We start from the raw sequence: 24,788 nt of genomic DNA on the forward strand, positions 1-24,788 counted from the left end.
GCCCGGGTCAGAAGCGGCCCGGCGGGATGGGCGAGGACGGGACCGGCTTCGGAGCCGCCTCGCGCCGCGGGGCCTGCTCCGTACGGCAGGTGATGTCCTCGTACGGCAGCCTGCCGGTCGCCAGGTACGCGCTGACCGGGGCGTTGGCGCAGGACGTGGGGTCGAGCGCGTACACTCCGTGCCCCTCACCGCCCTCCACCAGGACCATCCGCGAGCCCTTCAGCGCGCGGTGCAGCCCCTGGCCGCTGACGAGCGGGGTCTGGGAGTCCCACTCGTTCTGTACGGTCATCACCGGCGTCCGGTTGTTGACGGCCGTCACCTTCTCCGCCGGCGCGTCCCAGAAGGCGCACGGCTTGATGTTCGAGGCGAAGTCGCCGTACAGCGGATAGCGGGCCTTGTCGCGGACCGCGTCGCGGCGGTACTGCTCCGGGTCGCGCGACCACGCGTCGGTGTCACCGCACACCACGGACCAGAAGACCGCCGTGCCGTTGTCCTCCGCCGGAGCCGCCAGGCCCGCGCGCGTGAACCGGGACGCGTCCGGCAGCGCCGTCGGCGCGGGCCGGCCCTCGGCGGCCGCCTTGAGGGCCGCCACGAACTGCGCGGCCTCCCGCGGATAGAAGAAGATCGGCCGCCAGCCGCGGATGTCGTCACCGGTCATCTTCTGCCCCTCGACCTCGATCGGGTCGCGGTCGGCCCGTGCCACGAGGTCCCAGAAGGTCCGGGACACCGCGGCCGGGGTGCCGCCGAGGTGGAACTCGCCGTCCCGCTCCGCCGCCCACTGCGTGAACCGCTCGAAGGCCGGCTCGGCGCCCTCGGCCCACACCTGGATCATGCCGCGCCAGGCGCGCGCCGGGTCCACCCCGCTGTCCAGCACGAAGCGGTCGGTGCGCTGGGGGAACATCTCCGTGTACACCGCGCCCAGGTACGTGCCGTACGAGTAGCCCACGTACGAGATCTTCCGCTCGCCCAGCGCGGCCCGGATGGCGTCCATGTCCCGGGCCGTGTTGCGCGTGGTGATGTGCGGCAGCACGGAGCCGATCCGCTCCTTGCACTTCTGCGCCACGCCGCGCGCCCACGCCACGTCGGCGTCGAACGTCTCCGGCTTGTAGGGGCGGTCGAAGTTCGCGTCGGCCTCGGTCAGACCGCAGGTGACCGGGCTGCTGCGGCCGACCCCGCGCGGGTCGAAGCCGATGAGGTCGTACTGCTCGCGCACCTCCTTCGGCAGGGCCTGGTCCATCAGGACCGGCAGGTCCAGGCCGCTGCCGCCCGGGCCGCCGGGGTTGAAGAGCATCACGCCGCGGCGCTTGGCCGGATCGGCCGCCTTCAGCCGGGAGACCGCCAGGTCGATCTGCCGGCCCTTGGGTTTCTTGTAGTCGAGCGGGACCTTCAGCGTCGCGCACTCCAGCGCGGCGAGTTCCTCGGAGTCGCAGCTCTGCCATCGGGGTGTCTGCTGCGGGGCTTGCGGTGCCGGTGCGGCCGACGCCTGGGCGGGCGTCAGAGCGGGTATGACCGTGGCGATGATGCCCGCGGCGAGCATCGGCGCCCATCGACGCATGCGCACGAAAGCCGTTCCTTTCGCAGATGTCAGGACATCCCCACCCTGGGACAAGGAACGGCTCCGCGAATCATCATCAGGGTGGGGGTGCCCTACGCCTCAGGAATGAGGGCGAAAGGAGTCAACTGTCTTGAAATGAGAGCTGGTTGGGAGGTTGGGCGCTATCCGGTCACATCGGGGGCGGCGGCCTCGGGACCGTCCGGCCCCTGCCGTACCTCCAGCCCCTCCGCCCCGGCCAGTCCCTCCGGCAGCCGGCCTGAGTGCACGATGCCCAGCGTCTGCGTGGGCCGGGTCAGGGCGACGTACAGATCGCTCGGCCGGAAGTCCGCCGGTTCCACGACGATCACCGTGTCGAACTCCAGCCCCTTGGCCTGCCGCGGCTCCAGCAGGGCGACGGCCCGGGTCAGGTCCGGCTCCGCCCTCGCCCGTACCCCGGGCAGGACCCCGGCCAGCGCCTCGTGCAGCGCGCGCGGCGCGATCACCGCGAGCCGCCCCTCGGCCGGCGTCCCGTGCTCGACGGCCTCCCCGACCGTACGCGCGAGGTCGCCGGTCGCCCGCACCCAGGGCCGCACCCCCGTGGACCGCACCGACGCGGGCGGGTCGAACCCCGGGTGCCGGGCCCGCAGTACGGCGGCAGCCACGTCCATGACCTCGGCGGGCGTGCGGTAGTTGACGCCGAGCCGCACCATCTCCCAGCGCTCCCCGACGTACGGCTGGAGGATCCGCGCCCACGACCCGCAGCCCGCCTCGTCGCCGGTCTGGGCCGGATCGCCCACCAGCGTCATCGACCGGGTCGGGCAGCGCCGCATCAACAGCCGCCACGCCATGGCCGACAGCTCCTGCGCCTCGTCGACGATGACGTGCCCGAACGCCCAGGTCCGGTCGGCGGCGGCGCGTTCGGCCGCGCTGCGGTGGTCCTCCTCCTCGTGCCGCTCCGCCATGCGCTCGGCGTCGATGATGTCGTGGGCGGCGAGGTACTCGTTCTCCTGGTCCTCGAACTCGTAGCTCTCCGAACCCGCCGACAGGTCCAGCACGCCCTGCGCGTACGCGACCCGCTCCAGACGCTCCCGCTCCGCCGCGGCGCGCTGCGCGGTCTCGTCCACGCCGAGCAGCTCGGCGGCCTCGTCCAGCAGCGGGACGTCGGCCGGGGTCCAGTCGCTGCCGCTGCGCCGGATCAGCGCCGCGTCCGCCTCGGACAGGTGGGTGGGCTCGGCGAGGAAGTCGGCGATCAGCCGCTGGGGGGTGAGCGACGGCCACAGCGTGTCGATGGCCTCGTGCACCGGGCCGCTGGTCGCGATCTCCTTGCCGAGCTGGGCGATGTCGTCCGGGCCCAGCAGGTTGGGCCCGCCGAAGGGGTCCGCGCCGAGCCGGTCGGCGAGCTGGTCGGTGAGCGCGTCGATGATCCGGAAGGCGAAGTACGGGCGCGCCAGGTTGTGCGGCAGCCCGGTGGAGCGGGCCCGGTCCCGGGCCTCGTGGGCCATGGTCCGGTCCAGCAGCAGGATGCCGTAGTCGTCGTGGTCGATCTCCAGCGCGGCCTCGGGCACCACGTCGCTCTCCTCGCCGCTGCCCGCCGGGACGGTCTCGGGCAGCGTCTGGCGGTCGCGGACGACCCGCGCGAGTACGTCGGCCATGGCGGCCCGGCCCTTGACGGCGGCCGCGCCGGGCCGGTCGGCGCCGGTGGCGCGTACGCCGGGGAACAGCTCGCCGGGGCTGGCGAGCAGCACGCCGGTCTCACCGAGGGCGGGGAGCACCTCGCCGATGTAGCCGAGGAAGGCGGGGCCCGGGCCGACGATCAGTACGCCGCGCCGGGCGAGGAGCTCGCGGTGCGCGTACAGCAGGTACGCGGCGCGGTGCAGGGCGACGGCCGTCTTGCCGGTGCCGGGTCCGCCTTCGACGACCAGCACACCGCGGTGCGGGGAGCGGATGATGCGGTCCTGCTCGGCCTGGATCGTCTCCACGATGTCGTGCATCCGGCCGGTGCGGGCGGCGTCGAGCGCGGCGAGCAGCACGGCGTCCGCGTCGGCCCCCTCGTGACCCGTGCGCTCGGGGTCGGTGAGGTCGAGGATCTCGTCGTGCAGGGCGGTGACCTGCCGGCCCCGGGTGGTGATGTGGCGGCGCCGGCGCAGTCCCATCGGGTGGTGACCGGTCGCGAGGTAGAACGGCCGGGCGACTTCGGCGCGCCAGTCGACGACCAGGGGAGTGCGTTCCGGGTCGTCCTCGCGGATTCCGATACGGCCGATGTGGTGGTCCTGGCCGTCGGCGAACTCCAGGCGGCCGAAACACAGGCCGCTCTCACCCGCATTCAGCGCGGAAAGCAGACCGGACTGTTCGGCGACCAGTACGTCGCGTTCGAGCCGCTCCTGATATCCGTTCCCGACCTGGCGCAGCGCCCGGCGCACGGCCCCTTCGGCCTGGTCGCGCAGGTCGTCGAGGCGAGCGTAGAGCGCGGTGATGAATTTCTGCTCGCTCCGGAATTCCGCGGTTGACAATTCCACTCCTGACGCGATATGGTGTTCCCATGAACTTCTTCACGCCCTGAGGGGTACCGCGGGCGTGAAATAACCAATATACGCAGAGAAATGCCCCGGCCGTCAATGCGACCGGGGCATTTTCGCGTCGTGATCCGAGGAGGTCCGGTGGCGAGCCGAGTGCACCAGCCGCTGGAGGACGCCGAGTTCGATTTCGTCCTCGCGATGGCCGGCACCCCGGTGCTCGCCTACTTCTGCGGCACCTGGCCCAAGGCGCTCGCCGCCACGCGTGCGATGGACACCGTGGTGCGCGAGGCCGCCCGGGAGTACGGCACCCGGCTGACCGTGGTCCGCGCCGACATGACCCGCTGCCCGGCCGCCACCCGGCGGTTCGCCGTCACCTCCTCGCCCTGGCTGGTGCTGGTCGGGGACGGCGAGGTGATCGCCTCCCGCGCCGGCGCGCTGGACGGCGTCCAGCTCGGGGAGTTCCTGGCGGCGCATCTGTGACGCGCGGGCGTGCGCCCAGGACGGTCACGTACGGGCGTGCGTCCACGACGATGGCCTACGGGCGTGCGCCCGCCGGCCGGCTGCGCGGCGGGCCGCCAGGGCGACCGCCGACAGCACCGTCACCAGGGCCGCGGCGATCCAGGCGAACGGGCCGCCCAGGGTGTCCGGCAACGGCCAGGCAGGCGTACGGGTGCGGGTGTCCGTACGGAGACGGATCCGGGGCCGGTTCGGGGGGCGGGGCGGGGGCAGGGGTGGCCGCGCGGGCCGGTACCGGGAGGTCCGGTATGTCGTCCCGCACGAGCGTGGTCACCGCTCCGGACGCGGTTCGGCCGCCGGCGGCGGCGCGCAGCGTGGTGTCGGCCTCACCCACGTCGTGCGGTGCGGTGGAGAGCAGGGTGACCAGGTGCCGGACCTCGTCCAGCGGACGTGACACGGCGGCCGCGCGCGGTCGCGGCCGTCCAGAGAAGGGCGTTGACGGCGGGGTGATCGGGGACCAGGACGCGCCCCTCGGCGAGGGGTGCGTGCACAGGTTGTCGTTCAGGACTCATGAAACGCTCCGTTCGGCGTGCGCCACTACAGAAAGCGCACGTCCGATCACACTCCATGACCGATGGCGCCGCTGCGCCCTTCAGGGGTGGCAGGCGGGTGACGGACGGCTCCCGTTCCCGGGCGCGGCGAAGGGCCCCCGGGGCGGGGGCCCTTGCCGTGGTGCTGTGCCGCTGTGCCGCTGTGCCGCTGTGCCGTCGTACCGGCGGCGCGTGCTCGCGCCGCCGGGTCCGTCACATCGCGCGTGCGCGGCCCATCCGGTCGGCGCCGCGGCTGCCACTGGCGGCCATGGCCAGGCCGAGCAGCAGGGCGATGGCGCCGGCGATGACGTTGCTCCAGATGGAGCGCGTCGTGCTCACGTTCCCCGAGACGACCCATGGAGCGACGATCGTCCACGCGCCGAGCGCGCAGGCCGCCCAGGCCATCGCGTGCGTGCGCTCGTACGCGGAGCCGAGGCCGCCCATCATCAGGCAGTACGCGATGCCGACGATGAGGTTGCAGACCGTCAGCGTGGTCAGGTTGTTGAACCCGATGATCCACGGGGACGCCGCGATGTACACGCCCGTGAGCAGGGCCAGTGCTTCGGTGGCCTGTGCCCTGGGTGTGCTGGTGGCCCGCTCGAACCGGGAGCGCATCTCGGCGAGGTCGGGGTGGTGTTCGATGCTGGAGCTGGGATGAGTGGTCATGATGGCCGCCTTCTCGAGGAAGACCTTTATGTGCCTTTTATCCCGCATATTCCCCTTCAACCGCTCCCCGAACCACCAGGTCATGAGGACATGGATCGGGCTTCCGCGCCGAGGTTCTCCGTGACGTCGAACAGGCCGCCGTCGGGGTCGAGCAGCGTCACGGACCGCTCGGTCGCGGTCGTCTTGACCGCGGACGTGGTCCGCCCGCCGTGCGCCACGGCCGCCTCGACCGCCCGGTCCAGGTCCGGCACCCGGAAGTGCACGTGCCAGTGCGCCCGCACCTGCGGCTCGCCGTCGCCGCCTTCCCCGCCCTCGGCGGTCTGGGTGCTGAGCCGGGCGACGGGTTCGCCCCCCTGCCGCAGCACCACCTTGTCCTCCTCGTACGACACCTGGCAGCCGCCCGCCCGCTCGGTGGCCCACTCCAGGACCCCGCCGTAGAAGATGGCGGCGTCGAAGGCGTTGCGCGTCCGCAGCTCCAGCCAGGCCGGCGCCGGGCCCGCCCCGACGCGCCACTCGGAGCGCACCGGGCCCTCCCAGATCCCGAAGGTCGCCCCCTCCAGGTCGGCCGCGAGCGCGGCGCGCCCGCGGCCCGCCAGCGAGACGGGCCCGACGGCGACCGTGCCGGCGCGCTCCCGGATCCGGGCCACCGCCTGGTCCGCGTCGTCGACGGCGAAGTACGGGCTCCAGGCCACCGGCATCGACATCGACGTCGCCAGGGCCCCGATGCCCGCCACCGGCATCCGGTCGAGCAGGCCCACGCTGAACTCCTCGCCGAGTCCGCCCTTGCGGAACTCCCAGCCCAGCACCGCTCCGTAGAAGCGCTGGGCCCCTTCCAGATCGCGGGCCATCAGACTCACCCAGCAGGGCGCGCCGAACACGTCACGCGTCGAAATCTCCATCGCGAGCACCTTCCCACAAACCGGCGCGTAGCTATCGGGAGTGATGTGCGATCACTCTGTGGGTTGAGGCAGCGACACCCGTTCGGCGGCTACGGTCGCGGGTATGCGAAAGATCACTCGTACGTTAGCCACGGCCGTGGCCACGGCCGCGCTCGCCGCGCCGCTGTCCCTGTCCGCGGCGGGTACCGCGCTCGCGGCCGGACCGCCCGCCTTCGCCTCGCCCGCTGCCCGCGCGGCGCCGGCCGCCGGCGCGGCCGCTCCCGGCGGCCCGGCCGGCTCCCCGGCCACGAAGGCGGGCGTGCGGCTCGAACTGCCGCGCCCCACCGGAGCGCTGCCCGTCGGCCGCGACACGCTGCACCTGGTCGACAGCGCCCGCAAGGACCCGTGGGTGCCGCAGGCCGACCGGGAGCTGCTGCTCTCGCTCTACTACCCCGCCGTGCCCCGGTCCGGCACACCGGCTCCGTACATGACGCTGCCCGAGGCCACGGCCCTGATCCAGGCCTGGCCGGTCAGTGAGCTGGTCACGGCCGAGGAGGCCGCCGCGACCCGGACGGCCGCGCGGGAGGGTGCCCGCCCGCTGCCCGGGCGCTTCCCCCTCGTGGTCCTCTCCCCGGGCTTCGGCATGCCGCGCACCACCCTGACCGCGCTGGCCGAGGACCTGGCGGCCCGGGGCCACGTCGTGGCGGCCGTCGACCACGCCTACGAATCCATCGCCACCACCTATCCCGGCGGGCGGCTGCTCACGTGTGCGGCCTGCGAGCAGGCCGATGCCCCCGAGGACTTCCGCAAGGTCTCCGACGGGCGGGCCGAGGACGTCTCCTTCGTCCTCGACCGGCTCACCGGCCCCCGGGCCACCTGGCGGTACGCGCAGCTGATCGACGCCCGGCGGATCGGGATGGCCGGCCACTCCATAGGCGGCGCGAGCGCCGCCGCCACCATGGCAGCCGACCGGCGGGTGGACGCGGGCGTCAACATGGACGGCACCTTCTTCACGCCGCTGCCCGAGGGCGGGCTGGACGGCCGGCCGTTCCTGATGCTCGGCGCGGACCCGGCGCTGCGGCCCCCGGGACCGCCCGACACCTCCTGGGACGAGACCTATCAGCGCCTCGACGGTTTCAAGCGGTGGCTGGAGGTGAAGGGGACCGGCCACTTCGCCTTCACCGACACCCCCGTGCTGGGGGATCAGATCGGGTACAGCGATCCGGGCTCCCCGCTGTCGGGCACCCGCTCGCTCCGGATCACCCGGGCGTATGTGGGGGCCTTCTTCGACCAGCAGCTGCGGGGCATACCCCAGCCGCTGCTGAACGGCCCGAGCGCCGCGCACCCGGAGGTCGTCTTCCGCCGGCCGTGACGGCCGGCGGGGAGCCCTCGCGAGGGCGTCATCCCTCCAGGAAGCGGGCGGACTTCCGGCGCAGCTGCTCGGCGAAGTAGGCAGGTGCGTCGGGCCGCATCCGGGAGAGGGCGACGAGCGCCGTGATCGCGGTGTCGGCGACCTCGTCGTGCACGTCCTCCCAGCTGTGGGAGGTGCCCTTGCGGGGGTTGGTGCCGCGGACTCCGATCACGGCCTGCGCCGCCTCGCCGAACTCCTCGCCGATCTTGAGGACTTGCAGGGTCCACTGCTCCTCGGCCGGGACACCGCGGGCGGTGTCCCGGTCCGCGAAGAGGTCGGAGAGCGCGCCGATGGTCTTCCAGACGTCATCCATGGGCTCCAGCATGTCAGTTGAGTTTCCGGGGTGGCTTCTACTTGCCAATTCGGAAAGTAGAAGCCATCCTGGCAACGACAGGCTGGTGACTGCGGATTCCGAGGGGGAACTGCCGTGGATGCACGTGGATATGACGGGGGATACGACATCGGGGCGCTCGGCCGGGCGGCCGCGCTGGAGAAGGCCGCGCGGCGCGGCAGCGGCTGGTACGAGCGGTACCTGATGGTGTTCGGCGCGGGCCAGTTGGTCCTGGTGCCGATGGTGCTGCTCTGGCACGGTGCGGGTGCCCTGGTCTTCGCCGTGGCGCACGGCCTCCTGGTGGCGGCCCTGAGCGTCTACGCCGCCCGGCAGCGGGCGGTGCGCCGCGGCTTCGGTGTGCGGCACGTGGCGGTCGTGGGGGTGTGGGGCATGTTCTTCGCCGTCACGGTGATCCTGGGCACCACGGTCTTCGTGGACCAGGTGCCCTTCGCGGTGGGGGGCACGCTGCTGTGCGCGCTGCCGGTGGCCGTGGGTCTGTGGAACGAACGGCGGCGGTCGTCGTGACGGACGCGGCCGGCGGCGCGGCCCGCGGCGCCGCGGCCGGGGGGAGTCACCCCCGGCACGCCCTCGACCCGCTGCTCAACGCCCCCGTGCGGTTGTCGGTGGTGGCGGCCCTGGCGCCGCTGGGCAAGGCGGAGTTCGGCTTCGTCCGCGACCTGGTCGAGGTGACCGACTCGGTCCTGTCCAAGCAGGTCGCGGCCCTGGAGGAGGCGGGCTACGTGGTGGTCCACAAGGGCCGCGTCGGCCGCCGCCCCCGTACCTGGCTCCAGCTCGCACCGGAGGGCCTCGCCGCCTACCGGCACCACCTGGCGGCCCTGCGGGCCATCGCCGGCGACTGGGCCTCCGGGTGACGGACGTGCGGTGCCCGGGCCGTCCCGGGCGGCGCATACTGGCGGCGTGACCGTACTGATCGTCGATGCCGCGAACGTCGTCGGCTCCGTGCCGGACGGCTGGTGGCGGGACCGCAAGGGTGCCGCCGAGCGCCTGCGCGACCTGCTCGCCGGACGCACCGGCGGCGAGGAGATCATCCTCGTCGTCGAGGGCGCCGCCCGTGGCGTCGAGTCCGTCCCGGGGGTCCGCGTGGACTCCGCGGCCGGCAGCGGCGACGACCGCATCGTCGAGCTCGCCGCCGAGCACGCGGGCCGCGGCTGCGTCGTCGTCACCTCCGACCGCGCCCTGCGGACGCGCGTCCGGGTGTACGGCGCCGAGTGCGCCGGACCCCGTACCGTCCGCCCGGCACCCGACGGACCCCGCGGCGGGTAGCCGCCGCTGCCGGCCCGCGGCGTCCCGCTCATCGATACGGGCATACCGATACGGGCGTGTACCGATACGCGGGCGTTCCGGTACGCTTGCGTATCGGAAGAAGTCGTGACCACCACCGGAAGCCGCCGTACCCATGACCGCCGCATCGCGCCGCTCGAAGATCACCCCGGAGCGGGAGCAGGAGCTCTTCGATGCCGTCCTGGACCAGTTGCGGGAGTACGGGTACGAGGCGCTGACCATGGAGGGCGTCGCCGCCCGGGCCAGCTGCGGGAAATCCACGCTCTACCGGCAGTGGCAGACCAAGCCGCGGCTGGTCGCCGCCGCCCTGCGGGCCGGCCGGCGCGGCACCCTCGCCGCCGTCGACACCGGCACCCTGGCCGGCGACCTGCGCGAGGCCGCCCGGATCGCGGCCGGGACCTCGGGCCGTGACACCCGGCTCACCCAGGCCCTCGGCCATGCCGTGCTCGGCGACGAAGAACTCCAGGGCGCGCTGCGCGAGGCGCTGGTGGCGCCCGAACTCGCCGCGTTCGGCGCGATGGTGGAGCGGGCCGTGGTCCGCGGCGAGATCGCCGCGGACCACCCGGCCGTGGAGTTCCTGCCGGCGCAGCTGATGGGCGTCCTGCGGATCCGGCCCGTCCTGGAGGGCCGCTACGCCGACGCCGACTACCTGCTCCGGTTCGTCGACGTCGCCGTGCTGCCCGCCCTGGGCCTGACCGCCCCGGCCCCGGCGGGCCCGGTCGGCGCGGCCCCCTAGAGCCGGCGGGACGCCGTCCAGGATGACCGGACGTCGCCCCGCCCGCGCTGCCACGTGGGGACGGCGGCAGCGCACCACCCGGACCGGGCGGCGGATGCTCCTCTACGGAGCGTCCGCCGCCCGGTCCGACCACGCCGCACCCATGACGGCGGTGAACTCCCGCGGCCCGGTGCCGAAGCCGCGCACCTGCGCGCGCAGCGACCAGGCGTCCGTCCCGTCGCGGGTGAACTCGGCGACCGTCGCCGCCGTGGCCCCGGCCACGCCCGCGAGATCGTCGGTGGCCAGATCCGTGTGTCCCTCCCGGATCCGCACGGCCGTACCGCCGATGGCTCCGAAGGTCTTGGCGCCGTCGTCGCCCTGGATCACCACCCCCACCACGACCCGGCGCAGCCGCGGATCCATCCGGTCGAGTTCGATCACCATCACCTCGTCGAACCCGAAGCCCTGGCCGGTGCGGCTGTCCCGGCTGAGGGTGACGGTCCCGTCGGGGGACCGGTTCCCGAAGTGCACCAGGTAGGCGGGATCACCGTACGGATCGTCCGCGCCGTAGACCGCCGCGACGATGTCGAGATCGTGCGCGGGCGTCCCGGCCGGGCTCGGATCCCACCGCAGCCCCACCTCGACCCTGGTCAGGCCCTTGTTCATGCCCATCACCGAACTCCCCTTCCTCGCGGCAGTGTTGCCCGCTCATGCTGCCACGAGGAACGGAACCGGCCGCCGGGGGACAGGCGTTTCCCGGCCATGTGCGAACCGCCGGTACCGGGGCCTAGGACGACGGCCCGGAGCGGCGGGCGTAGCAGAACAGGTGGTCCTCCGGGCCCGCGATCTCGCTCGCCGGCTGGTACGTCGACCTGTCGCTGTACAGCACCTCCAGGCCCAGGTCCGCCAGCCGCCGCAGGTAGTCGTCGGCGGACAGGCTGCTCACCGTCACCTTGTGGCCCATCCAGACGATCTCCAGATCCCTTATGTCACCGGGGACGGTCGCCATCACGAAGTACCCGCCGGGCGCCAGCCAGCCCGCGATCCGTTCCAGCGCCGACTCCACCTCGGCGCGGCTCATCACCAGCAGCGGGAAGAAGGCGCACACCGCGTCGAAGCCACCCTGCGGCGCGCTGTACGTCCGTACGTCCGCCAGCTCGAAGCGGGCCCCGGGGACCCGTTCCCGTGCCAGCTCGACCATCGTCGGGGAGACGTCGATGCCCGTGACCGCGCAGCCCGCCTCCACCAGCCGGGCCGCGACCGGGCGGCCGGTGCCGCTGCCGATGTCGAGGACGCGGGCGCCGGCCGGGAGGCGGGCCGTGAGCCAGTCCAGGGCCGCGAGCTGGCCCGGCAGATCCGCGAACGCCTCCTCATAACCGGCGCCGAGCTCGTCGAAGAGTTCCGCCGCCGACACCTGATCCGTCATGCGTGTTCTCCGTCCGTCCGTCCGTCCGTCTGTCCGTCCGATTCCGCTTCCGTGTCCGTTCGCCCGCGCTCCGTCCCGTCACCAGGATCTTTCGCCGTGCCGGATCGTGACCCTCAAATTTTGCTCAGATGTATGTACGTGCGCGCGTGACCTTTCTACTTTCCTCCCCAGTACGTCTTCACCAGGGTTCATTCGGAAAGAGTTCCACATGAAGGTTTCCAAGGCCGGTTCGGTCGCCGCAGTGATCGTTCTGGGCCTGACCGCGTCAGGCTGCGGTGGTGGTGACGCGGCTGACGGGAACCGCAAGATCTCCATCGGCATCAAGTTCGATCAGCCGGGCCTGGGCCTGCGTGAGGGCGGCAAGTTCTCCGGTTTCGACGTCGACGTCGCGACGTACGTCGCCAAGGAGCTCGGCTACAAGCCGGACCAGATCGAGTTCAAGCAGGTCTACAGCTCCGACCGTGAGCTCATGATCCAGTTCAACGAGGTCGAGTTCGTCGTCGCGAGCTACTCGATCAACGAGAAGCGCAAGGCGAAGGTCGATTTCGCGGGCCCGTACTTCACGGCCCACCAGGACCTGCTCGTCCGCGCCAGCGAGACCGAGATCACCAAGGCCGAGGACCTCAACAAGAAGAGGCTCTGCTCGGTGACCGGCTCCACGTCCGCCGAGAACGTCAGGGCGAAGCTCGCCCCCAAGGCGGAGATGATGGAGCTCGGCGGCTACTCCGAGTGCCTCGTCGCCCTCCAGAACAGCAGTCTCGACGCCCTGACCACGGACAACGCCATCCTGGCCGGGTACGCCGCCCAGTCGGCGAACCAGGGCAAGTTCAAGCTCGCGGGCCTGAACCTGAGCAACGAGCAGTACGGCATCGGCCTGAAGAAGGGCAACACGGAGCTCCAGGGCAAGATCAACGATGCCCTGCGCAAGATGGTCCAGGACGGCTCCTGGCAGAAGTTCGTCCACACCAACTTCGGCGCCGCCCAGTACAAGAGCGACCCGGCCCCGCAGATCACCGAGGGCAAGTGACCGCAGACGGGGACCCGGATCCGATCGCCCCGGGCGGTCCGGGTGCTTCGGGCGTCCCGGGCGTCCCGGGCGTCCCGGGCGGCTCGGCCGGCCCGGCCGGTTCGGGCGGCCCGGCCGGTCCGGGTGATCCCGACGGCCCGGTCGCGCGGTTCCTGCGGTCGCGGGGTGCCGCGGCCATGGACCACCCCGGCGGCACCCTGCTGGACCACCTCGGCCGGGTGGCCGAGGTGCTCGGGCGCTGGGGCGCCGCTCGCGACGTACGCCTGGCGGGGCTGTGCCACGCGGCGTACGGCACCGACGGGTTCGGCCCGCACCTGATGGAGACCGCCGAGCGCGGCACGCTGGCCGGGCTGATCGGCGAGCGGGCGGAGGCCATCGTCTACCTCTACGGCAGCTCCGTACGGGACGTGCTCTACCCGCAGATCGGCGGCCCCGGTCCGGTCACCTTCCGGGACCGGTTCACGGGCGCCGTGCACGAGCCGGCCGAGGCGGACCTGAGGGCGCTGATGGAGATCACCGCGGCCAACGAGCTCGACGTGCTCGCGCACAACGCGGACCTCGCCGCGCGGCACGGCGCCGCGCTGTACGGCTTCTTCGCGCGGGGCGGGGAGCTGCTGTCCCCCGGAGCCCGAGCGGCCTGCGAGCGGCAGCTCGCCCCGTACGCCTGAGGGCACCGGATCCCCTGCGCGCGGAACACCGCTGATCGGCGCACAGGGGCTACCGGCACGCCGTCGGCCCCGTACCGGCGGGAGCCGCCGCGCCGTTCCGGGGGACGGTGGACCCCAGTGAATCAAGGGACGGGCGCGTGGGGCGATGGGTGGCCCCCACGGAATCCGGACGGTGATCCACACCTGCCTTCGTGTCATCACCCAAGAGGGAGATGGGTCGATTCCGCTCGGATTTGCGATGCAGATATCCGCCTCCACCTGGCGAATGTGGATCTGCCAGCTGCCCTGCGGTCACCGCATCGGCAGACCCGGCCGCCGATGCGTACGGCGCGGCCGTACGGGGGTGTGCGTACCGGGCGGGTCAGTCGGTGAAAGAGCCGTGGCGGCCGGCTCCGGAGGAGAAACGCTCGGCTCCGGCCTGCGTCTCGCCCGCCGTCAGGGGGACCAGGCCGTGGCGGAACTCGGCCGCCAGCGCCTCCGGTTCCGGCAGGCCGTGCTGCTCGCGGACGGAGAGCCGGTCGTGGCGCAGGCACAGCTGGGGGAACGCGGCGATCTCCCGGGCCAGTTCCTCGGCGGCCGCGCGCGCCCCGCCGACCGGTACCAGGCGGTTCGCCAGGCCCATCGCGTACGCCTCGGCGGCCGGGACCGGGCGGCCCGTCAGGATCAGGTCCATGGCCCGGCTCTCACCGATCAGCCGGGGCAGGCGCACCGTACCGCCGTCGATCAGCGGGACGCCCCAGCGCCGGCAGAAGACCCCGAACACGGCGCCCTCCTCCGCCACCCGCAGATCGCACCACAGGGCCAGTTCCAGCCCGCCCGCGACCGCGTGGCCGGCGATCGCGGCGATCACCGGTTTGGTCAGCCGCAGCCGCGTGGGGCCCATGGGGCCGTCGCCGTCGGTACGTACCCGGTTGCCGCGCCCGGTTCCGACCGCCTTGAGGTCGGCGCCCGCGCAGAACGTGCCGCCCTCGCCCCACAGGACGGCGACGGACGCCCCGGGGTCGGCCTCGAACTCCCGGAAGGCGTCGGCCAGGCGCGCCGCCGTCGGCCCGTCCACCGCGTTGCGGACCCCGGGCCGGGCCAGGATCACCGTCGTCACGGGCCCGTCCCGCTCGACGCGCACGCACGTGCCGCCCCCGTCCGGGCCGACGGCCCCGTCGGTCGGGTCGGTTCCGTCGGTCCCGTGATCCGTGCGGGCGTGCCCGGCCGCGCTCGTGTCCGTGTCATCCACCATGGCGGTCATTGTCGCTGCCGCGGGCGCTCCGCCGCCGGGCGGTTTCCGGACCGCCGCCGCCCCGGCACCGGTCCGCGTCCCGGCGTACGCACCCGCCCCGGCCGCAGGCCCGCGCCCAGACCGGCGACCACGACGGCGATCCCCAGCCACACCGGCAGCCCGGGCACCCCGCCGCCCGTGACGGTACCGACGGCCGCGGCGGCCAGCGGCGCGATCCCGGTGAGCAGCCCGGCGCGCCCCGCCCCGACCGCCTTCACCGTCGAGTACCACAGCACGAACGCCGCCGCGGTCACGAGCACCGCCAGGTAGCCGACGGCGGCCCAGTCCGCGCCGTCCAGCCGCCGCACCGCCGACGGACCCTCCGTCACCCCGCCCAGCACGATCAGCATGAGCGCGCCCAGCCACACCGTGTGCACCGAGACGCCCCAGGGTCCGTGCCTCCGTAGCACCGGCACCGCCAGCAGGGTGAAGCCGGCCTCGCAGGCCAGCGCCAGCGCCGCCCAGCCCACCCCGGCCGCGTCCGTGCGGCCCGTGCCCTCCACCAGCACCGCGCCCGCCACCACGACGGGCGCGGCCATGAGCACCCGTCGGCTCGGGCGGGTCCGCTCCAGCAGCGGACCGACCACCCCGAGCACCACCGGTACGCAGGCCACTGCGACCGCGATCACCGCCGGCTCGGCATGCCCCACACCGCGGACGACGGCCACGTTGAACAGCACGAGCCCGGTCGCCGCGATCCCGGCCAGCCACAGCCACTCGCGGCCGCGCGGCAGCACCAGCCGCGCTCCCGCCACCCGGGCCAGCGCCAGCAGGACGAACGCCGCGGCCACGTACCGGACCGCCTGGGCGGTGAAGAGCGGGGCGTCCACCAGCGTGCGAGAAACGGTGACGCTGCTGCCGACGAGTGCCATGCCCACCATGCCCGGCAGCAGCCGGCCGAGACCGGGGGAGGAGGGCGCCTCCGGGGAGGAAGGTGTCTCCGGGGAGGAAGGTGCCTCCGGGGCGGACGGGGAGGACGGGGAGAACGGGGCGGACGGGGGAGAAGGGGGGCCGGGGGGAGAAGGAGTGTCCATGACCTCCACCCTGGCCCCACAATGGACCTATGAGCAGGTCCAAAGAGAGCCCGGCCGAGGGGTCCAAACCGATCGGTTCCGACTTCCTCCAGCTCGACATCGGCCAGGCCCCGCCGGGCGGCCGTACCGAATGGCTCGCCGACCGGCTGCGCTCGGCCATCGCCGACGGCTCCCTCCCCGTCGGCACCCGGCTGCCCGCCGGCCGGGTCCTCGCCGAGGAGCTGCGGGTCTCCCGGGGCGTGGTCACCGAGGCGTACGCGCGGCTCGCCGAGGCCGGCCAGATCGCCGGCCGCGGCCGGCTCGGCACCGTCGTGGTCGCCGCGCCCGCCCCCGTTCCCCCTGCCGTGCCCGCTGCCCCGGCCGCCGGAGCCGCCACGCCGTTCGGCTCCGCCGACCGCGAGGGCGTCGTCGACGCGCTGCGCGCCCTGCCGTGCCGGATCGACCTCTCGCCCGGCGTGCCGGACCTCGCCGCCTTCCCGCGCGCCGCCTGGCTGCGCGCCGAGCGGGCGGTCCTGGCCGACCTCACCCCGGCCGACTTCGGCTACGGCCACCCGCAGGGCGCGCCCGCCCTGCGCCGGGCGGTCGTCGACTGGCTCGCCCGCAACCGCGGCATCCGCGCCGACCCTGGTGAGGTGGTCGTCGTCGCGGGCGTGGCCCAGGCCCTCGCCCTGCTCGCGCAGGTGCTGCGCGCCGACGGCGTCCGGCGGATCGCCGTCGAGGACCCCGGTTCGCTCGGGGCCCGGCAGCAACTGGCGTACGGAGGCCTGGAACCGGTGGCCGTCCCGGTGGACCCGGCCGGGCTCGACGTCGCCGCGCTGCGGGCGAGCGGCGCGCCGGCGGTGCTGATGACCCCGGCCCACCAGTTCCCGACCGGTGTGGTCCTCGACGGCGAGCGCCGTCGCGAGCTGCTGCGCTGGGCGGCCGGGGGCGGCGTGGTCATCGAGGACGACTACGACGCCGAACACCGCTACGACCGGCCCCCGGTGCCCGCGCTGCGCTCCCTGCTGCCCGAGGGCGTCTGCTACACGGGCAGCGTGTCCAAACTGCTCGCGCCCGCGCTGCGGGTGGGCTGGCTCCTCGTACCGCCGCGGCTGCTGGACGCCGTGACCGACGCGAAGAAGTACGCGGACCTGGGCAACGGCACCCTCACCCAGCTGGTGCTGGCCCGGCTGATGGCCTCGGGCGAACTGGAGCGCCACCTGCGCCATGTACGCCGGCGCCACCGCCGGCGCCGGGACGTGATGCTGCGGGCCCTTCGGACCCATCTGCCCGGCGCCCGGGTGCACGGTGCGGCCGCCGGACTGCACCTCACGATCACCTTCGACGCCGAGGACGCCGCGCACGCCGAGGACGCCGAGGACGCCGCGCACGCCGAGGACGCCGAGGACGCCGAGGACGCCGCGCACGCCGCGCACGCCGTGGACACCGTGGCCTCGGACGTCGGACTCGCCGCGGCCGCCCTCGCCCTGGGCGTCAAGGCGCACCCGCTGTCCTGGCACCGGATGCGCCCCGGCCCGCCCGGCCTGGTCCTCGGCTACGCCGCCGGCCCGGCGCACGAGATCGAGGAGGGCGTCGCCCTGCTGGGCACCGCCCTGCGCACCCTGTGACCGTCAGGCGCGGGCGGCGAGTTCGGCCGCCCCGAACGAGACGTCGAAACGGTCGCACCAGATGCTGACGCTGCTGAAGCCGGCGAGGTCGACGCCGGCCGGGACCGGGTGGTTCTGGTCGCCCTTGTTGCCCTTGAGCTCGCCCAGGTTGACGTACTTGCCGTCGTCGAAGACGCGCCAGCCGTCGATGCCCTCCTCGACCGGCTGGTCGGACAGCCACACCCGCAGGGCCGGGCCGTTGCTGGTGTCCAGGTCCTCCAGCCGCAGCACGCGGGAGCCGTCGGCGAGCTGAAGCAGCTTCACCGTGCCCTTCGTGGCGTGCTCGTGGCTGATCAAGGAGCCCTGGGCGAGGGTGCGCGGCCCGGCGGAGGCGCCCGGCAGCGCCTCGTCGACCGACTGGTTCGTGAACAGCTTCCACGGCTCGAACCAGTACGCCCCGAAGCCGAGCAACGCCGCCGGTACGACCGCCACCGGCCCGATCACGCGCGGCCGTCGCCACCACGAAGCGTTGTGCCGCATGTTCCGTTCGACTTCCTTGCCCTGCGCAACCACTGCGCTCAGCAGGCATTGGACACGGCCAGGGTGCCGGGGCGGGCGGCGGGGCGGCAGTGGGCGGGCGCGGGTGGTCGACGACACACGAAGCCGGAGGGTGTACCGGGCGTGCCCGGACACCTCGTCGGCCGTCGCTGCTGTCATCACGATCCAGAACCTGACCACCCCCACTGACAACGAAAGAGGGAGCGCCCGCGCGGCCGCCGTCAGCGGTTCCCTCCGGAGCCGCGCCGCCCTCGGGCTCCGCGGCCCCCCGCCCGCACCGGTCGCCGGGGTCCTGACCGCCGATACAGGTCGACCAGCCCGAACTCGGCCGAAACACGGTGCCGTTTGCCTGGTGTACGGCGGCCGGTCACGTCAGCATTCCCCATCGGTACCCGGAACACGTTGTTCTTGGGGCACCCCCCATGCCACCCTCACCCGCAGAGGTCGAATACCCCATGGCAGAACTCAATCGCCGCCGCTTCCTGCAGCTCACCGGCGGCGCCGCCGCGCTGACCCTGCTGAACGACAGCATCGCGCGCGCCGCCGCCATCCCCGCGCAGGGGACCACCGGCACCATCGCGGACGTCGAGCACATCGTCGTCCTCATGCAGGAGAACCGGTCCTTCGACCACTACTTCGGCGCCATGCGCGGTGTCCGCGGCTTCGGCGACCCGCGTCCGGTGACCCTGCCCAGCGGCAAGTCCGTCTGGCACCAGGCCGACAACGCGGGCAAGGAGACCCTGCCCTTCCGGCCGTCGTCGGACGACCTGGGCATGGAGTACCTCCAGGGCCTCAACCACGACTGGGCGGGCGGCCAGAGCGCGTTCAACAAGGGCAAGTACAACAACTGGGTGCCCGCGAAGACGCCGGCCACCATGGCGTACCTGACCCGTGAGGACATCCCGTTCCACTACGCCCTCGCCGACGCCTTCACCATCTGCGACGCGTACCACTGCTCCTTCATAGGCTCCACCGACCCCAACCGCTACTACCTGTGGTCGGGGTACACCGGCAACGACGGCCAGGGCGGCGGCCCGGTCCTCAACAACGCCGAGCTCGGCTACGGCTGGACCACCTACCCGGAGCGCCTGGAGGCGGCCGGCATCTCCTGGAAGGTCTACCAGGACATCGGCGACGGGCTGGACGGGCCCGGCCACTGGGGCTGGATCAACGACGCCTTCCGCGGCAACTACGGCGACAACTCGCTGCTGTACTTCAACAACTACCGCAACGCCCAGCCCGGCAGCGTGCTCTACGAGAAGGCCCGCCGCGGTACGAACGCCAAGGCCGGCGAGGGCTACTTCGACCAGCTGCGCGCGGACGTGCAGGCGGGCAACCTGCCCCAGGTCTCCTGGATCGCCGCGCCCGAGGCGTTCAGCGAGCACTCCAACTGGCCCTCGAACTTCGGCGCCTGGTACATCGCGCAGGTGCTGGACGCCCTCACCTCCAACCCGGACGTGTGGGCCCGTACCGCGCTGTTCATCACCTACGACGAGAACGACGGCTTCTTCGACCACGTCGTCCCGCCGTACGCCCCGGCCAACGCCAACCAGGGCCTGTCGACCACGGCCACCGCGCTGGACGTCTTCCCGGGCAAGGCCGGCTACGTCGCCGGTCCGTACGGTCTGGGCCCGCGCGTGCCGATGCTGGTCGTCTCCCCGTGGAGCACCGGCGGCTACTCCTGCTCCGAGACCTTCGACCACACCTCGGTCATCCGGTTCATGGAGAAGCGTTTCGGCGTGCAGGAGCCCAACATCTCGCCCTGGCGCCGTGCCGTCTGCGGCGACCTGACCTCGGCCTTCGACTTCGCCCGCAAGGACACCAGCACCGTCCGGCTGCCCGACACCGGCGGCTTCGAGCCGCAGGACCGCGAGCGGCACCCCGACTTCCGGGCCACCCCGCCGGCCGTGGGCAGCATGCCGCGCCAGGAGCGCGGCATGCGCCTGACCCGCGCCCTGAAGTACGCCCCGTACGTGGACGGCGCGGCCCTCACGGACCAGGGCAAGTTCAGGCTGACGTTCGGCAGCGGCCCGGACCTGGGCGCGCAGTTCTACGTCACCGCCGCCAACCGCACGGACGCCCCGTGGACGTACACCACGGAGGCCGGCAAGTCGATCTCGGACACCTGGAACACCCGTTACTCGGCCGGCGTCACCGACCTGACCGTGCACGGTCCCAACGGCTTCCTGCGCGGCTTCCGCAACCCGGGCACCACCGCCGGCCCCGAGGTCACCGCCCGCCACAACGCCGCCACCGGCAACCTGGACCTCACCCTCACCAACGCCGGTGCCTCGACGGCGACGCTCACGGTCACCAACTCCTACGGTGGCGGCCCCAAGCGCCTGACCGTGGCCAAGGGCGCCACCGTCACGTACACCGTCTCGCTGCGCAACACCAAGCGCTGGTACGACGTCACGGTCACCGCCTCGGAGACCCCGGACTTCCAGCGCCGCTTCGCGGGCAAGGTCGAGACCGGCGCCGCCGGCCAGTCGGACCCGGCCATCCTGCAGGAGGACGGTTCCTGACCCGTCCCCGCCAGGCCTGCCAGGCCCCGGCGGCCGCCCCTACGGGCGCGCCGCCGGGGCCTGGTGCATGTTCTCCACCACTCTGACCAGCGGAGCCAGCTCCGGGTTCGCCGCCGCCGCGTCCAGCGCCTCGCGCAGGGCGCGGTCGTTCGTCGGGCGGGCGGCGTCGAGCAGGGCCAGCCCGGCCTCGCTGACGTCGGTGTAGATGCCCCGGCGGTCGGTGTCGCAGAGGTAGCGGCTGAGCAGCCCGCGGTCCTCCAGGCGGCTGACCAGGCGGGTGGTCGCGCTCTGGCTGAGGACCACGGACTCCGCTACCTGGGCCATGCGCAGGTGCCCGCCCGGGCCGCTGTGCTGGCGGCTGAGGACGTCGAGGAGCGAGTACTCGCGCACGCTCAGTCCGTGCCCGGCCTGCAGGGCGCGCTCGATGTGCGCCTCGATGCGGCCGTGCAGGAGGGAGAGGGCGCACCAGCCCTGCGAGAGGGCGGTGGGTGCGCTGTCCGTGGCCGTCATGGGCTCGTGCCTCCTGTGTGCGTCGGATACCCGGTCACGTCCGGTCCGTGGCCCGCATCCGTACCCAACCAGTGGGATCACCAGGATATGCCACGACCGAAATAGCCCGCGCTTGCAAATATCACGCGTCTGCAATTATTGTCGACGCATGCAAGCGGCGCAGGCAATCTCCTTGCCCGCCTCCCCCCTCCCCCCTCCCCCCTGAAGGGCATCCCCTCATGCCACTCGCACTGCTCGCCCTGGCCATCGGGGCCTTCGGGATCGGCACCACCGAATTCGTGATCATGGGTCTGCTTCCCGAGGTCGCCGCCGACTACGGCGTGACCATCCCCGCCGCCGGGCTGCTGGTCACCGGATACGCGCTCGGTGTCGTCCTCGGCGCCCCGCTGATGACCGTGCTCGGTACCCGGATCCCGCGCAAGCGGATGCTGATGCTGCTCATGGGCCTGTTCATCGCGGGGAACCTGATCTCGGCGCTGGCCCCCACCTTCGGCGTCATGCTCACCGGCCGCGTGGTCGCCTCCCTCGCCCACGGCGCGTTCTTCGGCATCGGCTCCGTGGTCGCCGCCGAGCTCGTCGCCCCCGAGAAGAAGGCCGGCGCCATCGCGACGATGTTCACCGGCCTCACGGTCGCCAACGTCGTCGGCGTCCCGCTCGGCACCTTCGTGGGCCAGAGCGCCGGCTGGCGCGTCACCTTCCTGATCGTCGCGGGCCTCGGCGTCCTCGGCCTGCTGGGCATCGCCCGCCTGGTGCCGGACCTGCCCCGCCCCGCCGGCGTCCGGGTCCGCCACGAGCTCGCCGCCCTCCGGAACGTCCAGGTCCTGCTCGCCATGGCCATGACGGTCCTCGGCTTCGGCGGGGTCTTCGCCGCGATCACCTACATCACGCCGATGATGACGAACGTGGCGGGCTTCGCCGACACCTCCGTCACCTGGCTGCTCGTCCTCCTCGGGCTCGGCATGGTCGCCGGGAACCTGATCGGCGGCCGGTTCGCCGACCGCGCGCTGATGCCCATGCTGTACGGATCCCTGGGCGCCCTCGCCCTGGTGCTGGCCCTGTTCACGCTGACCGCGCACCACCGCGTCGCGGCCGCCGTCACCATCGCCTTGATCGGCGCGCTCGGCTTCGCGGCCGTGCCGCCGCTGCAGAAGCGGGTCCTGGACCAGGCCGCCGGCGCGCCGACCCTGGCGTCCGCCGTCAACATCGGCGCCTTCAACCTCGGCAACGCGCTCGCCGCGTGGCTCGGCGGCCTCGTCATCACCGCGGGTCTGGGCTGGACCGCGCCCAACGGGGTCGGCGCCGTCCTGGCGGGCTCCGCGCTGCTCCTCGCCGTCCTCTCCGGCGCCCTGGAACGCCGTACCGGCACGGGGCCGGGCCGCGTCGTCGCCGCCGGCGCGCACCCGGGCCCGGCGGCGGCGGTCGCCGAACCGGCTGCCGCCGCCGGACCGGCCCGGTCCCGCTGATCCAAGTCGCGCCCGCGGCGGGCCGGTGGGAGGTTGGTGGCGGGATGTGATGACTCATGCGGCAGTCCAGGAAGCTCCGGGCCACCGCGTGGCCCTGCGCCGTCATGGCGCTGACCCTCGGCCTCGCGGGGTGCGCCAACGCCTCGGGGGACCGCCGGGCAGGGCCCCCCTCCGACTCCGCCGGCGCGCCCGCGACCACCCCGGCCGTGGCCCCGACCCCGACCCCGCCCCCGTCGCCCACGCCTTCGTACGCGCTGTCCACCGCGCCGCGCACGATTCCCGCCGTCCGCGAGTTCGAGGCGGCGCGGGGGCCCGGCTGGAAGCCGGCGCAGGCTGCCAGGGTGGTCGTCGCGGCGGGCGGGGCCGGCGCCCTCGACGACGAGGGCCGGCTGCTCGCCAAGGAGCTCGGCATGGGATTCGCCGAGGGCGCCGCCCCGCAGCGCGGTGACGTCGAACTCGCCCTCGGCGCGAAGGGGTCCGGCGCCCCCGAGTCGTACACCCTGACCGTGAAGGACGGCACCATCCGCATATCCGGCCCCGACGAGGCCGGGGTCTTCTACGGCACCCGCACCCTCAAGCAGGCCGTGCGGGGCGCCGGCGCCATCGGTGAGGGCACCGTCAAGGACCGGCCGTACCTGGCCCAGCGGGGACTCAACCTCGACATCGCGCGCAAGCACTTCACGCCCGAGTGGATAGAGGCCCGGCTGCGCGAGATGGGCGACCTGAAGATGAACCAGCTCGGCCTGCACTTCTCCGACGACCAGGCGTTCCGCATCGAGTCCACCAGCCACCCGGAGATCGTCTCCACCCCGCACCTCACCAAGGCCCAGGTCCGCAGGATCGTCGACCTGGCGGCCTCCCTCCACATCACCGTGGTGCCCGAGATCGACTCGCCCGGACACCTGGGCGCGGTCCTCAAGGCCCACCCCGAACTGCAGCTGCGCAACGCCCAGGGCAGGGCGGTCAAGGGCGCGGTCGACATATCGAACCCCGCCTCGGCCAAGCTCGTCGACGATCTGCTGCGCGAGTACCAGCCGCTGTTCCCCGGCCCCTACTGGCACCTGGGCGCGGACGAGTACCAGGCGCTGGTCGTCTCCGATCCGCAGACCTCGTTCCCGCAGCTGGCCCGGGCCGCAACGGCACGGTACGGGGCGGGGGCCAAGGTCCAGGACCTCGCCACGGGCTGGCTGAACGACCGCGCGGCCGTGGTCCGGGCGGCCGGCCGGCAGCCCAGGGCCTGGAACGACGGCTTCTTCACCGGCGGCGTCGCCACCGCCGCCAAGGACATCCAGACCGAGTACTGGACGGGCAAGGAGATCGGCGCCCGGCCGCCGCTGGGGTACCTGAGCGAGGGCCGCAAGGTGTTCAACCTCAACGACGAGTTCCTCTACTACGTCCTGGGCGAGCCGAACCAGTTCACGTACCCCACCGGCCGCCGCATCTACGAGCAGTGGACCCCGCTCGTCCTGCGCGGCACCACGCCGGTGCCCGCGCAGTACGCCTCCCAGATCCTCGGCGCCCGCCTGGCCATCTGGGCCGACCTGGCGAACGCCCAGACCCAGGACCAGGTCGCGGCCGGCATCGCCCGCCCGCTGGCCGCGCTCTCCCAGAAGACCTGGGACCAGCGCCCGCCGCAGCAGCCGTGGTCCACCTTCGCGCCGCTGGCCGACCGGCTGCGGACGGCCGGCTGACACACACCGGGCGCGCGGCAGCCCCGCCCGCGCGGCTGCCCTCACCGCGGGAGCCCTCACCGCGGGGGAGGCTCAGCAGTCGCCCCCGGCGGGGACCTCCGCGCACGGCGCGGTCGCGGCCGCCTCCACGCACTCGGGCGCGGAGGCCAGCTCGGCGCACAGCGTCTCCTCGACCTTGCGCAGCAGCCGCAGCAGCTCCCCGCTCTCGGCCTCGTCCAGGCCCGACACGGTCGTGCGCTCCAGCTCGCCCCACGCGCCGCACACCTCGTGCAGCAGCCCGCGGCTGGCCTCCGTGGCCTCCACCAGCCAGGCGCGCCGGTCGGCCGGGTCCTGGCGGCGGCGGACGTGACCGGCGTGCTCCAGGCGCTGGAGCATCTTCGTCACGGTGGAGGGGTCCAGTCCCACCGCCCTGATCAGCTCGGACTGGCGGACCGGTCCGCCTTCCCACAGGCGCGTCATCACGAACTCCTGGCCCGGATGCAGGCCGAGCTCGCGCAGGTGCCGGCCCGCGGCGATCCGGTGCAGCCGGGCCACCCGGCTGATCGCATGGCTGACCGGCCCGTCCAGCACGGCGCTCGGCACCGTACAGCCGCCCTGCGCGGTCGTCTCGGTCTCGGTCCTCATCGCG

Annotated in this window: 25 protein-coding genes; 12 read left to right on the forward strand and 13 right to left on the reverse strand. The window is 73.4% G+C overall.

Annotation, left to right across the window (positions count from 1 at the left end; genetic code table 11):
- Window positions 1-7 precede the first annotated feature (7 nt).
- Window positions 8-1,555 carry an alpha/beta hydrolase gene (locus ACIPXB_RS02300; protein WP_401444400.1) on the reverse strand — a complete coding sequence of 516 codons (1,548 nt, stop codon included), beginning with the start codon at window positions 1,553-1,555 and terminating at the stop codon, window positions 8-10.
- A gap of 161 nt (window positions 1,556-1,716) precedes the next feature.
- On the reverse strand, window positions 1,717-4,044 hold the full coding sequence (locus ACIPXB_RS02305; protein WP_401443408.1) for a HelD family protein: 2,328 nt from the start codon (window positions 4,042-4,044) through the stop codon (window positions 1,717-1,719).
- A 147-nt stretch (window positions 4,045-4,191) separates the two neighbouring features.
- Here ACIPXB_RS02305 and ACIPXB_RS02310 point away from each other — a divergent pair, with 147 nt between their 5' ends.
- Window positions 4,192-4,530: a thioredoxin family protein gene (locus ACIPXB_RS02310; RefSeq protein ID WP_401443411.1), complete on the forward strand. Its 339-nt coding sequence runs from the start codon at window positions 4,192-4,194 to the stop codon at window positions 4,528-4,530.
- A gap of 24 nt (window positions 4,531-4,554) precedes the next feature.
- Here ACIPXB_RS02310 and ACIPXB_RS02315 read toward each other — a convergent pair whose 3' ends face one another.
- The 3 genes from ACIPXB_RS02315 to ACIPXB_RS02325 form a co-directional block, all read right to left on the reverse strand.
- On the reverse strand, window positions 4,555-4,701 hold the full coding sequence (locus ACIPXB_RS02315) for a hypothetical protein (RefSeq protein ID WP_401443414.1): 147 nt from the start codon (window positions 4,699-4,701) through the stop codon (window positions 4,555-4,557).
- A 608-nt stretch (window positions 4,702-5,309) separates the two neighbouring features.
- Window positions 5,310-5,762 (reverse strand): SPW repeat protein, encoded by a 453-nt coding sequence (locus ACIPXB_RS02320; protein ID WP_401443416.1) that lies wholly within the window; start codon window positions 5,760-5,762, stop codon window positions 5,310-5,312.
- 80 nt (window positions 5,763-5,842) lie between these two features.
- Window positions 5,843-6,661 carry a VOC family protein gene (locus ACIPXB_RS02325; RefSeq protein ID WP_401443419.1) on the reverse strand — a complete coding sequence of 273 codons (819 nt, stop codon included), beginning with the start codon at window positions 6,659-6,661 and terminating at the stop codon, window positions 5,843-5,845.
- Between the two features lie 103 nt (window positions 6,662-6,764).
- Here ACIPXB_RS02325 and ACIPXB_RS02330 point away from each other — a divergent pair, with 103 nt between their 5' ends.
- Window positions 6,765-8,012, forward strand: a complete 1,248-nt coding sequence (locus ACIPXB_RS02330; protein ID WP_401443421.1) for an alpha/beta hydrolase family protein — start codon at window positions 6,765-6,767, stop codon at window positions 8,010-8,012.
- Window positions 8,013-8,040: 28 nt separating this feature from the next.
- Here the strand turns inward: ACIPXB_RS02330 and ACIPXB_RS02335 are convergent, their stop codons facing one another.
- On the reverse strand, window positions 8,041-8,364 hold the full coding sequence (locus ACIPXB_RS02335) for a MazG-like family protein (protein ID WP_401443422.1): 324 nt from the start codon (window positions 8,362-8,364) through the stop codon (window positions 8,041-8,043).
- A 114-nt stretch (window positions 8,365-8,478) separates the two neighbouring features.
- Here ACIPXB_RS02335 and ACIPXB_RS02340 point away from each other — a divergent pair, with 114 nt between their 5' ends.
- The 4 genes from ACIPXB_RS02340 (at window position 8,479) to ACIPXB_RS02355 (ending at window position 10,420) form a co-directional block, all read left to right on the forward strand.
- Complete coding sequence (locus tag ACIPXB_RS02340) at window positions 8,479-8,907, forward strand: hypothetical protein (RefSeq protein ID WP_401443424.1); 429 nt, start codon at window positions 8,479-8,481, stop codon at window positions 8,905-8,907.
- Window positions 8,904-9,254: a winged helix-turn-helix domain-containing protein gene (locus tag ACIPXB_RS02345; RefSeq protein ID WP_401443427.1), complete on the forward strand. Its 351-nt coding sequence runs from the start codon at window positions 8,904-8,906 to the stop codon at window positions 9,252-9,254. The genes ACIPXB_RS02340 and ACIPXB_RS02345 overlap by 4 nt, the downstream gene beginning before the upstream one ends.
- 46 nt (window positions 9,255-9,300) lie before the next feature.
- Window positions 9,301-9,666: an NTP pyrophosphohydrolase gene (locus tag ACIPXB_RS02350; protein WP_401443430.1), complete on the forward strand. Its 366-nt coding sequence runs from the start codon at window positions 9,301-9,303 to the stop codon at window positions 9,664-9,666.
- 133 nt (window positions 9,667-9,799) lie between these two features.
- Window positions 9,800-10,420, forward strand: a complete 621-nt coding sequence (locus ACIPXB_RS02355; protein WP_401443433.1) for a TetR/AcrR family transcriptional regulator — start codon at window positions 9,800-9,802, stop codon at window positions 10,418-10,420.
- Window positions 10,421-10,522: 102 nt separating this feature from the next.
- Here the strand turns inward: ACIPXB_RS02355 and ACIPXB_RS02360 are convergent, their stop codons facing one another.
- Window positions 10,523-11,071 carry a TerD family protein gene (locus ACIPXB_RS02360; protein ID WP_401443436.1) on the reverse strand — a complete coding sequence of 183 codons (549 nt, stop codon included), beginning with the start codon at window positions 11,069-11,071 and terminating at the stop codon, window positions 10,523-10,525.
- Between the two features lie 115 nt (window positions 11,072-11,186).
- Entirely contained in the window at window positions 11,187-11,825 is a 639-nt protein-coding gene (locus ACIPXB_RS02365; protein WP_401443439.1) for a class I SAM-dependent methyltransferase, read from the reverse strand.
- Between the two features lie 208 nt (window positions 11,826-12,033).
- Between ACIPXB_RS02365 and ACIPXB_RS02370 the strand changes: the two genes are divergently transcribed.
- The gene (locus ACIPXB_RS02370; RefSeq protein WP_401443442.1) at window positions 12,034-12,852 is read left to right on the forward strand and encodes a glutamate ABC transporter substrate-binding protein; all 819 of its coding nucleotides are present in this window, start codon (window positions 12,034-12,036) and stop codon (window positions 12,850-12,852) included.
- Window positions 12,849-13,520 carry a DUF6817 domain-containing protein gene (locus ACIPXB_RS02375; protein WP_401443444.1) on the forward strand — a complete coding sequence of 224 codons (672 nt, stop codon included), beginning with the start codon at window positions 12,849-12,851 and terminating at the stop codon, window positions 13,518-13,520. The genes ACIPXB_RS02370 and ACIPXB_RS02375 overlap by 4 nt, the downstream gene beginning before the upstream one ends.
- 361 nt (window positions 13,521-13,881) lie before the next feature.
- On the opposite strand, the gene ACIPXB_RS02380 is transcribed toward ACIPXB_RS02375, so the two are convergent.
- Together ACIPXB_RS02380 and ACIPXB_RS02385 are read right to left on the reverse strand one after the other, a co-directional pair.
- Complete coding sequence (locus ACIPXB_RS02380; protein ID WP_401443446.1) at window positions 13,882-14,754, reverse strand: crotonase/enoyl-CoA hydratase family protein; 873 nt, start codon at window positions 14,752-14,754, stop codon at window positions 13,882-13,884.
- Between the two features lie 5 nt (window positions 14,755-14,759).
- A complete protein-coding gene (locus tag ACIPXB_RS02385) occupies window positions 14,760-15,827 on the reverse strand; it encodes a DMT family transporter (RefSeq protein ID WP_401443448.1) in 1,068 nt (355 codons plus the stop codon).
- 29 nt (window positions 15,828-15,856) lie between these two features.
- On the opposite strand from ACIPXB_RS02385, the gene ACIPXB_RS02390 reads away from it, so the two are divergent.
- On the forward strand, window positions 15,857-17,434 hold the full coding sequence (locus ACIPXB_RS02390; protein ID WP_401443450.1) for a PLP-dependent aminotransferase family protein: 1,578 nt from the start codon (window positions 15,857-15,859) through the stop codon (window positions 17,432-17,434).
- 3 nt (window positions 17,435-17,437) lie between these two features.
- Here the strand turns inward: ACIPXB_RS02390 and ACIPXB_RS02395 are convergent, their stop codons facing one another.
- Window positions 17,438-17,953: a DM13 domain-containing protein gene (locus ACIPXB_RS02395; RefSeq protein WP_401443452.1), complete on the reverse strand. Its 516-nt coding sequence runs from the start codon at window positions 17,951-17,953 to the stop codon at window positions 17,438-17,440.
- 473 nt (window positions 17,954-18,426) lie between these two features.
- Between ACIPXB_RS02395 and ACIPXB_RS02400 the strand changes: the two genes are divergently transcribed.
- Entirely contained in the window at window positions 18,427-20,496 is a 2,070-nt protein-coding gene (locus tag ACIPXB_RS02400; protein WP_401443454.1) for a phosphocholine-specific phospholipase C, read from the forward strand.
- Window positions 20,497-20,535: 39 nt separating this feature from the next.
- On the opposite strand, the gene ACIPXB_RS02405 is transcribed toward ACIPXB_RS02400, so the two are convergent.
- Window positions 20,536-21,006 carry a MarR family winged helix-turn-helix transcriptional regulator gene (locus tag ACIPXB_RS02405; protein ID WP_401443456.1) on the reverse strand — a complete coding sequence of 157 codons (471 nt, stop codon included), beginning with the start codon at window positions 21,004-21,006 and terminating at the stop codon, window positions 20,536-20,538.
- A 218-nt stretch (window positions 21,007-21,224) separates the two neighbouring features.
- Between ACIPXB_RS02405 and ACIPXB_RS02410 the strand changes: the two genes are divergently transcribed.
- Window positions 21,225-22,469 (forward strand): MFS transporter, encoded by a 1,245-nt coding sequence (locus ACIPXB_RS02410; RefSeq protein WP_401443458.1) that lies wholly within the window; start codon window positions 21,225-21,227, stop codon window positions 22,467-22,469.
- 56 nt (window positions 22,470-22,525) lie between these two features.
- Complete coding sequence (locus ACIPXB_RS02415; protein WP_401443461.1) at window positions 22,526-24,160, forward strand: glycoside hydrolase family 20 protein; 1,635 nt, start codon at window positions 22,526-22,528, stop codon at window positions 24,158-24,160.
- Window positions 24,161-24,232: 72 nt separating this feature from the next.
- On the opposite strand, the gene ACIPXB_RS02420 is transcribed toward ACIPXB_RS02415, so the two are convergent.
- Window positions 24,233-24,784: a MarR family winged helix-turn-helix transcriptional regulator gene (locus ACIPXB_RS02420; RefSeq protein WP_401443464.1), complete on the reverse strand. Its 552-nt coding sequence runs from the start codon at window positions 24,782-24,784 to the stop codon at window positions 24,233-24,235.
- Between the last annotated feature and the right edge of the window lie 4 nt (window positions 24,785-24,788).

This window comes from Streptomyces sp. NPDC090022 (genome assembly GCF_044748145.1).
Classification (GTDB): domain Bacteria; phylum Actinomycetota; class Actinomycetes; order Streptomycetales; family Streptomycetaceae; genus Streptomyces.